Origin of the sequence: Saccharibacillus brassicae (assembly GCF_006542275.1) — a bacterium.
Classification (GTDB): Bacteria; Bacillota; Bacilli; order Paenibacillales; family Paenibacillaceae; genus Saccharibacillus; species Saccharibacillus brassicae.
Map to the genome: position 1 here is coordinate 1,607,322 of NZ_CP041217.1, position 13,682 is coordinate 1,621,003.

Genomic DNA, 13,682 nt, shown 5'->3' on the forward strand with positions numbered 1-13,682 from the left:
CGTTTTGCGGCAGGTTACGGGTTAAACGCCGGCATGCTGCGGTTCGTTACGGATTCTGCCCTTCGGCCGCCGTATCGATCGGCGTTCCGTCTTCATTGAACTGCTGCTGCGTTTTTTTGGCTACGCCGTCCAGACCGTACTCGTAATCGTAAGCGTCGAAAATTTTGCGCGCGATCGGCGCCGCGCTCTGGGAGCCGAAGCCGCCTTCCGGCACGACGACCGCCACCGCGAGTTTTGGGTTATCGCGCGGCGCGTAGGCGATAAATACGCCGTTATCGATATTTTGATTTCGAATCCATTGGGTGGACGTACCCGTTTTACGTGCGTAATCGTAAGGGAAATCGTCGAATGTTTTTTCGAGTTTGGTATTCATGCCTTTTTGAACCAAATCCCAGTAGTCCGAATTGAATTCCACTTTATCGAGCACTTTACGCGGGAACTCCTTAACTGTTTTGCCGTTTTGATTCGTGATCTTCTTGACCAGATGCGGCTCGAGTCTTTCGCCGCGGTTCGCAAGCATAACGGTGAACTGCGCCAGCTGCATCGTCGTGTATTTGCCCTGCTGGCCGAAAGAAGCGTAAGCCATACGGGTCAGGGTGCTTTCGTCATCGTTTGTGTAATCCGTCAGGCCGACTTGTTCGCCGGGAATATCGACTCCGGTCTCTACGCCCAGGCCGAATTCCTTCATGTGTTTATCCCAGACGTCAATGACTTTGGCGGACCCGTATTTGTTCAACAGCTTTTTGCCGACCATATCGATCATGAACGTATTGGAAGACTTTTCAATCGCTTGGCGAGGACCGATCCAGCCGAGATAATGTCTGCCGGCATTGGAAATCCCTTTTTTGTCGAACTCTCCGAGCTTCGTATTGCCGACGTCCATGTATCCGTCCGAAGGCGTAAACAACCCTTCCTGCAGACCGATCAGTACAGACAAAGGCTTGATCGTCGAACCCATGTACACAACGGACTCGGCTTTATTCCGTTCATCGTCCGGCGCTTTGGCCCGAATCGTGCCGTTGATGTACAGATTCTCGATCTCGTTGAAATCTTCGCCGGAGATGCTGCCCGTTTTGTATTTGTTGGCATCGAAGTCCGGCATGCTCGCCATCGCGACCACGTTCCCCGTATCGACTTCCATCGCTACCGCAAAGCCTGTCGAGACATAAGGGTGATCGCGTCTCAACACTTGAATCTGCTCGGCAATCGCTTTTTCCGTCTCGGTCTGAATCGATTTATTGATATTCATCCAGACGTCATTGCCTTTTTTGGGCGCGACGATTTCTTCGGTTCCGCCTTCTTTGGCCATACTTTGCGGCGTAATCTCGATCCGTTTGTAGCCGTTTTTGCCGCGCAGGTATTCCTGGTACTGCTGTTCGAGCCCGTAATAGCCGACGATCTCGTCTTCCTGGTACTGAACGGTCGGATCGGCTCCGGAAGCCTGCTCTTTATAAATTTTTTGATAGAACGGGAAATTTTTGTTCTCCCGTACGCTTTTGAACTTGGACAGATAGCCGACCGTCTGCACGGCGACCGAATCGGTATCGTATTCCCGGGTCGCTTCTTCGACGACGTCGAGCGTCAGGATGCCTTTGAACTCGTTTTTGTGTTCTTTGAAATAGGCAATCTCCGGTTCGGTCAGATCCGTTCTGATCTTGCGCGGCGTGTAGCCGTAATGCTTGATGTTTTCGAGATCGAGGCGATCGCGGCTCAGCATCTCTTCAAGCGTCGGCTGCTCGCCGGACGGATTGAGTTCCTTGAACTTGGCCAGAATCTCGTTGACGGCTTTTTTGAGCTCGGGCCGGTTCTGAAGCCCTTTCTCGTTGTTATTCGCGTAGTTCTTCAGCGGCGTCGCGTACAGCGTCTGCGTCGGCTTGGAGTACGCGATCGGCACGCCTTCCGCCGACAGGATGTTGCCGCGGATCGGCTGCATCGGAATGTCGCGCGTAACCCGGCTGACCGCTTCCTGCTTCAGTTCGGGCCCTTCCACGAATTGAAGCATGGCCGTCCGGACGATGATGACGGAGAAGATGACGAATACGCTGAAAAAAAACAAATTGAGCCGAAGTCCGAAACTTCTCTGCCGGCGCACTTCGTTTTCCCGGTCTTTATCCTGCACTTTCATGGGCGCCTCCTCTTGGTGTTCCTTGACCGCAGGGTGATGAATCTACAGCACGCTCTGCTTGATATGGGTATCGGCAAAATTTTCCCGGTCGAACCAGTCTCCCCCGGATGCCCAGGTCGGATCGAGTTCGATCCAGCGTTGTTCTCCCGGAATGTACACTTCGTTCCAGGCATGCGAGCCGTAACCGCCCCGCCCGTCCGATCCGAGCCCGGTCACGACGCGAACCTGCAGCCCGACCGAACGAGCCATCATCGCGTACAGGCGGGCGTAATCGATACAGACGCCCCGGCGCGTGTCGTACGTGCTGCGCGGCGTCTGCTCGCGCCAGATGCCTTTGTTTTCGTAATCGCCGACTTTGTCGTAATCGTACTGAATCCGGCTGCCGACCCAATCGTACAACCGCTCGGCTTTTTGTAGGTCTGCGCCGGTTCCCGCGATATCGATCGCGGCTTGGCCGATGTCCGAAGGGATATTCCGGTCGATCACGTCGTACCGCTGCCGCAGGATGCCGTCGAGTTCTTCCGCCGCCGACGCCGTCAGCACCGGCAGCTTGCCGCTGATCCATTCGCCGGCCGCCGGTTCGAACACTTTCTGCGCCGCGTAGCGGTAAGCCGGCGACGCTTCGGCGTAGCGGGTCACCGGACTTGCGGGCAGCAGCGACGCGAACACGAACAGCAGCGCCAGCAGCAGCGCGCCCCGCCAGGCGCCGGCCACGAGGCCGAGAGCCGCTCCGCCGATCCGGTCCAGAAACGGACCGCTCTGGCGCCGCTTGCCTTTTTTGCGGGGCGGCTCTTCCACGGTCGTGCGCCATCTGCCGAGCAGCGACAACCCGGTCACGCAGACCGGGTAGATCAGCACGAACAGCAGCGCCACCCGCAGCAGGGAAAAATCGGATACGAAGCCGAGCAGCGCATACCCGGCTTCTCTCCAGGCGGGCAGTTCGCCCGCCGGCATGTCCAGCACGGTCCGGTCGGCCCAGTCCCGCGCATAAGGCGAAGCCCAGCCGGCCAGCAGCAGCGCGGCCAGAATGCCCAATACGCGCATCAGCAGGCGGCCGACCATGCTGCCAAGACCCGCTGCCGTTCTCTTCGTGCCCAGATACGCGCCGCGAAAGACCGACAACACCAGCACCGCGAGCAGCAGCAGGGTCACGATATCCGTGCTTAGCCAAGGCAAAACGTCCACCTCCCGAATATTGGACGCCTGGGCGGTCAAGTTCCCCTGCGCCGTCATTTCCGGCTCTGCGCGGCGCGGATCAGGGCATTCACCTGTTCGCCGCGTTCCCATTCCCCGAGCGCGATGCCGCGATACGTGACCTTGACGGTCGACGCGTTCGGGCGGCCTTCAAGCTTGAGACTCGTCGTTTTGACCGTAAAAGAACCGTCTGCGCCGCTGTCGAACACGGCTTCCGCCGCTTCGTCCCTGAGCATGTTCAACGCCTCGCCCTGAAGCTTGGCCACCGCTTCGTTCTTGACGTCCGTTACCGTATGCTGAATTTGATCGAGCGACACGCCGCTGTACACGATCAGCGCCACGACGATCACGATCGCGATCGCCCATTTGATCATCGTTTTTATAAGGTTTATGACCAACCATACCGCTACGAGCGCAATCAGAAGAATCAGCCAGTTCTGCCTGGCGAATTCGATCCAGACTTCCGTATTCATCAGGCTTTGCCTCCGTTCTTCCTTCGTATTTCCGCGCGCTCCGCCCCCCTCGTTCGCAGCGGTTCGCGCGCCTTTTGATTATACAGGAAAAAAAGGCCCTCTGTCAGCTTTCGCCGCATTCTTCCGCCGCCTTTTGCATTCCGGTTTCCGGCCCGGTACACTGTATAAAAACATCCTATTCGATTGAAGCAGGAGGTACATCCCTTATGCCGATCACCGTCATCGTAGAAGGCAAGAACGACCGCAGCAAGATTCGGCGTCTGCTCGACGAGAACATCCGGATCTTGTGCACGTTCGGAACGCCCAACGCCGCCCGGTTGGAATCGCTGTACCAGGAAGCGAAGCACGACGAAGTGTATCTGTTTCTCGATAACGACTCGTCCGGACGGAAAATCCGGGCGCTGCTGTCCGATCTGTTTCCGGACGCGGACCATCTGTATACGCGCCGCGGATACGCGGGCGTCGAAGGCACCCCGGACGAATACGCAGTCCAGCAGCTTGAGAAGGCCGGACTGGACGAGTTTATCCGCTACCCGGACACGATGCTGCCCCGCACCGGGCATGAATAAAGCCGTCTTCCGCTCCATTGGGGGCGTAAGACGGCTTGGCAGGACGCGGTGCGCATCGAGTCGATCACGATCGGATCAATGCGCCGTGTCGATAATCATCAGCAGGAACGTGACCATCATGTAATAGATGGAGTACATGAACACTTTTTTGCCCCAGGCGTCCGGGTCCTGGCCTTTGGCCAGTCCTTTGACGGCGAAGTACAGCCACAGCGCCGTGATGGCGACCGAAGCGACGGTGAAGATCATGCCGACGTATCCGTACGCGTACATCAGAATCGGTACCGGCAGCAGCAGCACGATATAAGGCAGCATCTGCCATTGGGTGCGGCGAATGCCTTTGACGACCGGCAGGATCGGGAAGCCCGCTGCGCGGTATTCCTCGACGCGGCGAATACCGAGCGCCCAGAAGTGCGGCGGCTGCCAGAGGAACATCCACAGGAACAGCAGTACGGCGCCCATGTCGATTCGGTTCGTGACGGCGACGTAACCGATGACCGGAGGCATCGCGCCGGAGATTCCGCCGAGCGATGTGCTCCACGTAGACGTGCGCTTGAGCCACATCGTGTAGAGTACGACGTAGGCGAACATGCCGATCGCTCCGCACACGCCGGTCAATACGCCGCAAAATCCGAATAAAATAGCCAGTCCGAGCACGCCCAGCACGATGCCGTAGGTCAGCACGATGCGCGGCGCGATTCTGCCGGTCGGCAGCACGCGGTTCTTGGTCCGTTCCATTTTGGTATCCATCTCGCGGTCGAGATAGTTGTTGAACACGCCGGATGCCCCGACGATCAGCATCGTGCCGGCCAGCGTCGCAATCAGATTCGCCCAGTTGATGTTCCACTGCGAAGCCAGCCAGAATCCGGCCAGCGTCACGAACAGGTTCGAGCGCAAAATGCCCGGCTTGGCCAAGGTGACGAAATCTCGCCACGTTACCCGCGCGTCTTCGTGTTCCGAGACAGGGGCGGCTTCCGAAGCTGCATAATTTAACGATTTGCCCACGCTTGTCATTCCTCCTCTTAGGTTCCGATCCGCAAAAACGTACATGCGAAATGTATACGATAATGGTTAAAACCGGCTTTTGGCAAGCCGGGATAAAGTATCGCTATGAATTTTATCATATCAAAGCCCCTTTCGATTGCCAACGATTCCCGAAACAAGTTCGATAATTTGACAATTTCATGAGATTTTCACGGCATTCTCAAAAAAAGATGTGGAATTTTGTTGGAAGACGGGTACGAAAAACCGACGAAAATTTGGCTCTATCCCGAAAAAATAAGGTATAATGGAACAAAGTCGAATTTAAAACGGAGGTTTTCCGATGAATAAAGGTCTTGCCCTATGGTTCGCCGTTTCTTCGATGGCTCTCGTCACGCTGTGCGCCATCCTTATTAATGAGAGCGCTTGGCTCGCGCTTGGCGTCGGCGTCGTTGCCGTGCTCAATATCGGCTGGGGCTTCATTACCAAAGCGCGTATCCAGCGCAAACTGGGCGTCTCCGCGGCGCCGCAGGAAAAGCCGCTTCATTAATTACAGACGAACGGCAATTACGGATGAACGACCCTTGCACATGCACGAACGACGGCCCGCCTTTTCAGGAGGCCAGGCTCGTTTACCAATCATCCGGCACGCCAAAAAGCCGCTGACCCGTCAAGACGGATCAGCGGCTTTTCCATGTTCGGACTGTGCGTAAGGGATCGCTGTATGGAAAGGGCGCGAGCGATCAGAACTTCGGCATGAAGCCCATACGGTCGCGCACGCCTTTCATCGTCTCTTCGGCTACCGCTTCCGCGCGCTCCGCGCCTTTGGCCAAAATGCGCTTGATCTCGCCCGATTCGCGGATCTCGCTGTAGCGCTGCTGGAGCGGCTCAAGCACCGATACGACGGCTTCGCCCAGCTCTTTTTTGAACGCGCCGTACATTTTGCCTTCGAACTGCTCCTGCACCTGCTGAAGGGAGCTGCCCGTGCATTCCGCGTAGATGCCCATAAGGTTGCTCACTTCCGGCTTGGTCGCCGGGTCGTAGCGCACTTCGCCGCCCGAATCGGTCGTCGCCCGGTTGAACTTTTTGCGGATCACGTCCGGCGGATCGAGCAGCGCGATGTAACTGCCCGCATTCGCGCTGCTTTTGCTCATTTTTTTGGAAGCGTCGTCGAGTCCCATGATCCGCGCGCCGACTTTCGGGATGTACGGTTCCGGCACGGTGAAGAAATCCCCGAACCGGCTGTTGAAGCGGCCGGCCAGGTCGCGCGTCAATTCCAGATGCTGCTTCTGGTCTTCGCCGACCGGAACCAGATCGGCCTGGTACAGCAAAATGTCTGCCGCCATCAGCGCCGGGTAGACGAACAACCCCGCGCCGACGGAACCTTTGCCTTCCGACTTGTCTTTGAACTGGGTCATCCGCTCCAGCTCGCCCATGCCGGTCAGCGTCGTCATCAACCAGCCCAATTCGGCATGCTGCGGCACATGCGACTGCATGAAGATGTTCGACTTCTCCGGATCGATGCCGGCTGCCGCATACAGCGTCGCGACCGATTCCGACTGCTCGCGCAGCGCGGCCGGGTCCTGCGGCACGGTGATCGCGTGCAGGTCGACGACCGAGAAGAAGCACTCGTGGTCGTGCTGAAGCGTCACGAAATTTTTGATCGCCCCGATGTAGTTGCCGATGGTCAGCTGACCGCTCGGTTGAATGCCCGATAATACTTTTTTCATCATTAGGATTCCTCCGATTCTGATAGGCCCGCCGTTTGAAGGCAGGCGTTTGAACGCAAAAAGGCCCACGTCCGCAAGGGACGTGAGACCGTGGTACCACCCTTATTCGTCTCTCCGGCTTAACTCCGGGGCAGACCTTAACCGTTCCGTTAACGGGGAACGAAGCCGGCCGGCCTACTGCGGAATATTCCGGTTCGGCGCGGCACTCCGGGGGCCATTCGGACAGGGCGTCTGCACCGGCTCGCATCACCCGCCGGCTTTCTGAAGCAGTTCGCACCCGCTTACTTGTCCCCATCATCGCGTTGTGACAGTAACTTGTCCCTATCTTAAAGTGGCGGCCCTTCTTTGTCAATCCGTGCGCCGCATGCTCAGGAAAGTTCGGACCGCGATTCCTTGGACGTGTGCTTCGGATAGCGGATCAGGCTGCTGGCCATATTGTAGTTCGATTCGAACTGCGCATCCACCACCACTTCCGCTTTGCGGATCGCAAAATCGTAATGGATCTCGCCGTGCGTCCAGCTTTTCTTGTAATTGAGCGATTCGATCGCCATGTTGCGGAAAGCCCGGACCTGCTGCTCGTTCAGTCCCCGGCCGGGCGCTTCCACGTGGCCGTCGCGGCCGGCGAGCGGCGTATGGCGGATGCCGAACTTGCCGACGACATTGTTGCGAATCTGGACGAAAACCGTTCCGGATTCAAGCTGCGACAGTTCCTCGCCCAATTCTTTGAATACGATGTCGAGCTGTCTGGGAAGCGAATACTCGTTTAGGACAAACATGTTAATCCTCCCTTATCATATGCATCTTTAAGCACAGGTGAGATCCCGATTTTATGCCGGTATGTAGCGCTTGAGGCTCATTATAGAGACGGTTCCTGCCTACTTCAATACTATTCGTAATAATTGGGTAAATATAACTATTAAATTTTAAATATTTTGCTATTTTTCAGTAAATAAAAGCAAAAGACGACCAGATTTGAGATCTGATCGCCTTTTTTTGCAGCTTTGAACGCTTGGTTTTCTGTTATAAAACTTTCGCTTCGGTCATGTCCAGGAACGTCCGAACGTCAGCCGCGCTAACATCGATCGCCGCCTGCCAGAAGTCCGGCTGCGTCAGGTCGACGCCCAGATGCTTCGAGGCCAGTTGTTCGACGGTCATGCGGCCGGTATCGAGCAGCAGCGCGTCGTACTTGTCGGCAAATCCGCTTCCTTCCCGCTGCGCCTGCGCATAGATCCCGGTACTGAACAGGTAGCCGAACGTATACGGGAAATTGTAGAACGGAACGCCGGTATTGTAAAAATGCAGCTTGGACGCCCAGAAATGCGGATGGTAATCGCCGAGCACGCCGCAGAACGCTTCTTCCTGCGCCTGCGTCATCAGCTCGCTGAGATCCTGGGGCGTGAGCAGACCGGCACGGCGCTGCTCGTAAAAGCGGGTCTCGAACAGGAAGCGCGCGTGAATGTTCATGAAGAACGCGATGCTGCGCTGGATTTTGTCTTCGAGCAGCACGATACGCTCTTCTTCGTCCGCCGCTTTGCGCACCAGCGAATCGGCCACGATCATCTCCGCGAACGTCGACGCCGTCTCCGCCACGTTCATCGCGTACCGCTGGCTGAACGTCGGCAGTTCGTCCATGACGTGCTGGTGGTAGCCGTGGCCCAGTTCGTGCGCAAGCGTGGACACGTTGGATGCCGTGCCGCTGTACGTCATGAAGATACGCGTTTCCTTCGTCAGCGGCAGCGCCGTGCAGAACCCGCCCGGCCGTTTGCCCGCCCGGTCTTCCGCTTCGATCCAGTTGTGATCGAACGCCCGCTGCGCGAAGTCCGCCATGCGCGGACTGAAGCTGCGGAACTGCTCCACGATCAGATCGGCTGCGTCGTCGTACTCGATTTTGGATTCGGATGCGCCGATCGGCGCGTCGACGTCGTGCCAGCCGAGCCGTTCCACGTTCAGCAGCTGCGCTTTGCGTTTCAGGTATTCCACGAAGATCGGCTTGTTGTCCGTAATGACCTGCCACATCGTGTCGAGCGTGCGGGCGGACATCCGGTTGATCTCAAGCGGCTCGCGCAGCACGTTTTCCCAGCCGCGCTTCTCGTACAGCGACAGACGGAAGCCGGCCAGATGGTTGAGCGTATCCGCGCAGTAGTCTTCGACGTCGGTCCAGGCCTGTTCCCAGCTGCGGCCCATGTCTTCGCGCTGCTTCGGGTCCGTCGAACCGAGCTTGTTGGCGGCCTGCGCCGCGGACAGCTGCTTGATCTCGCCGTTCTCTTCGGACTTCACACGCACGTGGCGCACGATCGTATTGTAAAAGCTGCTCCAGCCCTGATACCCATCGACCGACAGCGAGAGCGCGAGGCTTTCCAGCTCCGGCGTCATCTTCTCGCGGGCCTGCGAGCGGCTCTCGCTCAGGTTGAACGCGACGGGCGCCACCGTCTCCCGCTCCATCCACTCTGTCCAGACGGCATCCTGCGTATTTTGCAGCACGCTGTCGAACGTCGCCACGACGCTCTGCCAGCGGGCGCGGATCGAGCCGACGCGCGCCGAGAGCTGCCCGGCTTTTTGGTCGTTCTGGTCCTGTGCGCTCAGGCACGAAACGAACGCGCCCGCCTGGCGGAACCGCGCGGATACGTCCTGCACGTCGACGAACAGCGGATCGAACGCCGCGGTCTGTTCGGCGGAAGCCGGAGGTTGAAGTCCGCCTACGCGCTGCTGCAGTCCTTCCACGTCGGCCGCCAATTTTTTTAGAAAAGTATCGAATTCGGCCGAAGCCGAACCTCCGGGGAAAACCGTCTCCAAATCCCAGGTCTGTCTCAAGCGGTTGCTCATTGCGTTCCTCACCTTTCGCTTCGAAAAATAGGTGCAGCGGACATGGCGGCATGATCGGTTCACGAGGTCCATATGGCGTTTGCCTGGGCCTCATGGTACAGTATTACTATATCGAAAACGTCTTATGAAGCCAAATCTGACACGGGAGGGAATACACCATGAGACCTCTGCAAATTTCGGCGGACACGGCAATCAAGCTGTCCAAACAACTGAATGTTCCGATCGAACATCTCATGCATATGCCGCAGCATATCCTGATGCAAAAGCTGGCCGAACTGGCCAAGCAGGAAGCGGAAGCCAAGCCTTCGGAAGATCAGTCCGGGGAGAATAACTGACCCATGATTCCTTTTGAAAAAGCGCTGCCGTACGACCATCTGATGGGCGATTTGACGGTTCCGCAGTGCCCGTTCTGCGGAGCGGAAAACGTGCTGCTGCCGATCAAGCCGTCGGAACTGGAAGATATCCATACCGGCCGCAAGCGCCTGACGGTCTTTCCGTGCTGCCACGGAAGACTGACGGTGCTGGACTGCGACGACGATTATCTGATGACGGATACGGTCGTCAAGTGAGCCGCGGTCGGCTTCGCGGGTGAACGTCGGACATCGGGCGTCCGACATCGGGCATTCGAGGTCCGGCGTCCGGCTTGGCCGGAGCCGGGAACAGGCGGGCCGCTTGGACATGAGCGGGCGCACGCGACTTTGGCGCGACATGACCTGGGCGAGACATGGCCTTGGCGGGATTAGCCGGCGGGCAAGCGAAAGCCCTTCGAAGGAGATTCCTTCGAAGGGCTTTTTTGGCGCCGATTTGGCGAATTAGCGAGAGCCGCTTACGCTGCTTAAAAGGCAGCGTCAGGCTGTCGAGAAAGTCCTATACGTATGAGAAGCTTGTCGACTGCGGGAGAAATTCGTTCCGGTCGCGTGTTGAAATCAGGAAAAAGGATCAAATTTGAATGGGATTTTCCTGATTTCAAAGGCGAACGCTGGCGCTCCTACACTGAATTTCTCCCTCCGCCTCCTCACTTTGTTCAGAATCAGACTTTCTCGACACGTTGACGCTGCTTAAAAAGCAGCGTAGAAGCGTCTTTTTGCGGAAAAGAAGCGTATTGCAGGGGCCACGCTGCTTTTTCGGCAATGTAAGACCGTAATCTTCGCTCCCAGGCGCGCTACGTTGACGGAAAAGCAATCAAGAGGCCGCACGGTCAACGCAGCGGTTATGGATGGAAGCGCGCCGCAAGCTCGGTCGGGCGCGGTCAACAGGCGTCAGCGAACCGCCAAGCCCGACCGGCGGTGTTCCGCACGCACGGACACTCCCGCACGGCAGCCGCGCATGATGTACGCTGATAACATCGGCGCACGACTTCACAGCGCACGACCTCAGCTTACATCGGCAGCGCATGCTGTCAGCCGACAATGTCGGCCTACTCCCTCAGCGCACGCTGTCAGCCGACAACCCCAGCTTACGGTGTCCGCGCACGACCTTCAGCGCACAGCCGCTTCGTTCGGGAAAAACCGGTCCAGGTAAGCTCGGTTCCGCTCCAGCATCTCATCGAGCATCGCTGCGGCGTCGTTCACCGAAGGGACGAGCGGATGATGCGCCAGCGCGGTCAGCGCCAGATCGCGGCTGCCGGAGACGGCGGCCTCGATCGCCAGCCGTTCGTACGTTTTGACGGCGTGGATCAGCCCTGTAGCCGCTTCGGGCACCACTTCGACAGGGATCGGGACGGGGCCGGTCTTGAACACCCGGCAGTTGACTTCGATGCACGCATCGTCCGGCAGGAAATCGAGGCTGCCGTTGTTCGCGACGTTCAGCGTCTGGATGTCGCCTTGGTCGTTATAGAGCGAATTCATCAGTTTGACCGCGGCTTCGGAGTAGTACGCGCCGCCGCGCTGTTCGAGCTGCTTGGGCTTTTCGGCCAGATTCACGTCTTCGTACAGCTCGAACAGTTCGTCTTCGAGCCGCTGCACCGTCTCCGCCCGGGTCTCGCCTCTAGCCGCGGCTTCCTGCTGCTCGGCGAGCAGTTCGCGGTGCAGGTAGAAGTATTTCAGGTAATACGAAGGAATGGCATGCAGCGTGCGCAGCAGCGCCCCGTTCCATTCGTACTGCGGCACGTTGCGGGCGGAATAACCGTCGCGGTTATCCAGCAGTTCGTCGAGCTTGGACTGTCCATCGATCTCGATCCGGCTGATATAATGCAGATGGTTCAGGCCGACGAATTCGCATGCGATGCGCTCGATCGGCACTTCGTACAGCCGCGACAGCCATTTGTACGCCGCGATCGGCGAATTGCACAGGCCGATCGTGCGAATCCGCGAATGCCGGGTGATCGCTTCGGTGACCATGCCCGCCGGATTGGTGAAATTGAGCAGCCACGCGTCGGGACACAGCTCCTCCATGTCGCGGGCGACGTCCAGCAGCACCGGAATCGTCCGGAGCGCTTTCATCATGCCGCCGGGGCCGGTCGTCTCCTGCCCGATCATGCCGTACTTGAGCGGAATCGTCTCGTCCCAGCCGCGGGCTTCCAGCATGCCGACGCGCATCTGCGTGGAGACGAAGTCCGCGCCCTCAAGCGCCGAACGCCGATCCAACGTCAGGGTGACTTCGATCGGCAGCCCGGACTTGGCGACCATGCGCTGGGCAAGCCTGCCGACGATCGACAGCTTGCGCAGGCCGGGCTCGATATCGACCAGTACGATTTCGGTGACCGGAAACGTACCGTAATTCAGAATGAAGCCTTCGATCAGCTCGGGCGTGTACGAAGATCCGCCTCCGATGACCGCCACTTTCAACTTGTGCATGCTCATGCGCTCGCCGCCTTTACGCTTAGTTGTTGATGAATGCGGCGGTAGAGCTCTTCGTCGGTACCGCCCTGCTCGCTCATGGCCATGAACAGCGCGCCCGCCACCGGCTCAAGCGTTAGCACGCTCAGCCGGCAGCCCGGCGCCGCCGCCCGGACTTCCCCGTCCAGAAAAGGCAGGATGTAGCGGCTGTCTCCCCGGGTCAGGATGCTGCCGGCCATGACCAGGTCGAAACGGTCGTGTTCCATCTCCAGCTTGCGAATGACCGCTCCGGCCGCCCGGCCGAGCTCACGCCCCTGCCGGGCCAGAATGCTTCTCGCCAGCTCGTCGGCTTCCGCCACGTCGAACAGCACTTTCGCAAGGTCCGGCGGAATAGGCCGGCCCGTATCCAGATAATGATGGAACATTTCTTCTTCCGAACCCATCGCCAGACGGCTCAGCGTCGCTTCCGCCAGCAGCGTCGGCTGCTCCCGGCCTTCCCAGGCCCGGATCACCGAGCGGAACACCTCGACCGCAAGATCCGATCCGCCGCCGAAATCGCCGAATGTATAGCCGAACCCGCCGACCTGCAGTTCTTCGCCGCTCCGGTTGATCCCGTAGCAGTTCGTGCCCGTGCCGCAGATCACGACCACGCCGTGCGCCTGCCGCGTTCCGGCACGCAGGCCGATCACCGTATCGCACACAATCTCGTGCCGGTCGAGCCCGAGCCGGGCGATCATCGGCCGCAGAATGCGGAAGTCCGCTTCGCGGTCGGCTCCCGCCAACCCGAACACCGAACGCCGCACCTGCTCCCGGCGTATGCCGGCCCGCTCCAGCGCTTCGTCCACCGCGAGGCGGATCTGCTGCTCGGCCGGAGCCGCGCCCAGCTGATGATTGCCGCAGCCGCTCTGCCCGCGGCCGACGATCCGGCCGCTTTCGTCGCAGACTACGGCGAGAGTCTTGCTGCCTCCCCCGTCAACGCCCAGATAATAGTTCAAATCGGTTGCCCTCCATCC

The 13,682-nt window shown here is 58.6% G+C and carries 13 protein-coding genes; 4 read left to right on the forward strand and 9 right to left on the reverse strand.

Annotated features, from left to right (window positions below; genetic code table 11):
* Positions 1-46 precede the first annotated feature (46 nt).
* Genes FFV09_RS06595 through FFV09_RS06605 form a run of 3 tightly spaced genes read right to left on the reverse strand, consistent with a single transcriptional unit; the run spans position 47 to position 3,792 of the window.
* Positions 47-2,125, reverse strand: a complete 2,079-nt coding sequence (locus FFV09_RS06595; RefSeq protein ID WP_141447124.1) for a peptidoglycan D,D-transpeptidase FtsI family protein — start codon at positions 2,123-2,125, stop codon at positions 47-49.
* A 42-nt stretch (positions 2,126-2,167) separates the two neighbouring features.
* Positions 2,168-3,301 carry a transglutaminase domain-containing protein gene (locus FFV09_RS06600; protein WP_246098495.1) on the reverse strand — a complete coding sequence of 378 codons (1,134 nt, stop codon included), beginning with the start codon at positions 3,299-3,301 and terminating at the stop codon, positions 2,168-2,170.
* 53 nt (positions 3,302-3,354) lie between these two features.
* Positions 3,355-3,792 (reverse strand): ATPase, encoded by a 438-nt coding sequence (locus tag FFV09_RS06605; protein ID WP_141447126.1) that lies wholly within the window; start codon positions 3,790-3,792, stop codon positions 3,355-3,357.
* Positions 3,793-3,998: 206 nt separating this feature from the next.
* Between FFV09_RS06605 and FFV09_RS06610 the strand changes: the two genes are divergently transcribed.
* The gene (locus FFV09_RS06610; RefSeq protein ID WP_141447127.1) at positions 3,999-4,361 is read left to right on the forward strand and encodes a toprim domain-containing protein; all 363 of its coding nucleotides are present in this window, start codon (positions 3,999-4,001) and stop codon (positions 4,359-4,361) included.
* Between the two features lie 75 nt (positions 4,362-4,436).
* On the opposite strand, the gene cyoE is transcribed toward FFV09_RS06610, so the two are convergent.
* A complete protein-coding gene (gene cyoE / locus FFV09_RS06615; RefSeq protein WP_141447128.1) occupies positions 4,437-5,363 on the reverse strand; it encodes a heme o synthase in 927 nt (308 codons plus the stop codon).
* A gap of 319 nt (positions 5,364-5,682) precedes the next feature.
* Between cyoE and FFV09_RS06620 the strand changes: the two genes are divergently transcribed.
* On the forward strand, positions 5,683-5,889 hold the full coding sequence (locus FFV09_RS06620) for a hypothetical protein (protein WP_141447129.1): 207 nt from the start codon (positions 5,683-5,685) through the stop codon (positions 5,887-5,889).
* A gap of 193 nt (positions 5,890-6,082) precedes the next feature.
* Here the strand turns inward: FFV09_RS06620 and trpS are convergent, their stop codons facing one another.
* The 3 genes from trpS to FFV09_RS06635 form a co-directional block, all read right to left on the reverse strand.
* Entirely contained in the window at positions 6,083-7,069 is a 987-nt protein-coding gene (gene trpS / locus FFV09_RS06625; protein ID WP_141450373.1) for a tryptophan--tRNA ligase, read from the reverse strand.
* A 368-nt stretch (positions 7,070-7,437) separates the two neighbouring features.
* Positions 7,438-7,845: an O-methyltransferase gene (locus FFV09_RS06630; protein ID WP_141447130.1), complete on the reverse strand. Its 408-nt coding sequence runs from the start codon at positions 7,843-7,845 to the stop codon at positions 7,438-7,440.
* 244 nt (positions 7,846-8,089) lie between these two features.
* Positions 8,090-9,892 (reverse strand): M3 family oligoendopeptidase, encoded by a 1,803-nt coding sequence (locus FFV09_RS06635; RefSeq protein ID WP_141447131.1) that lies wholly within the window; start codon positions 9,890-9,892, stop codon positions 8,090-8,092.
* 158 nt (positions 9,893-10,050) lie between these two features.
* On the opposite strand from FFV09_RS06635, the gene FFV09_RS06640 reads away from it, so the two are divergent.
* Positions 10,051-10,227, forward strand: a complete 177-nt coding sequence (locus tag FFV09_RS06640; protein ID WP_141447132.1) for a YycC family protein — start codon at positions 10,051-10,053, stop codon at positions 10,225-10,227.
* Positions 10,228-10,230: 3 nt separating this feature from the next.
* Entirely contained in the window at positions 10,231-10,461 is a 231-nt protein-coding gene (locus tag FFV09_RS06645) for a hypothetical protein (RefSeq protein WP_141447133.1), read from the forward strand.
* A 909-nt stretch (positions 10,462-11,370) separates the two neighbouring features.
* Here FFV09_RS06645 and FFV09_RS06650 read toward each other — a convergent pair.
* Entirely contained in the window at positions 11,371-12,687 is a 1,317-nt protein-coding gene (locus FFV09_RS06650) for a 6-phospho-beta-glucosidase (protein WP_141450375.1), read from the reverse strand.
* A 2-nt stretch (positions 12,688-12,689) separates the two neighbouring features.
* A complete protein-coding gene (locus FFV09_RS06655; protein ID WP_141447134.1) occupies positions 12,690-13,664 on the reverse strand; it encodes an N-acetylglucosamine kinase in 975 nt (324 codons plus the stop codon).
* Positions 13,665-13,682: the final 18 nt, after the last annotated feature.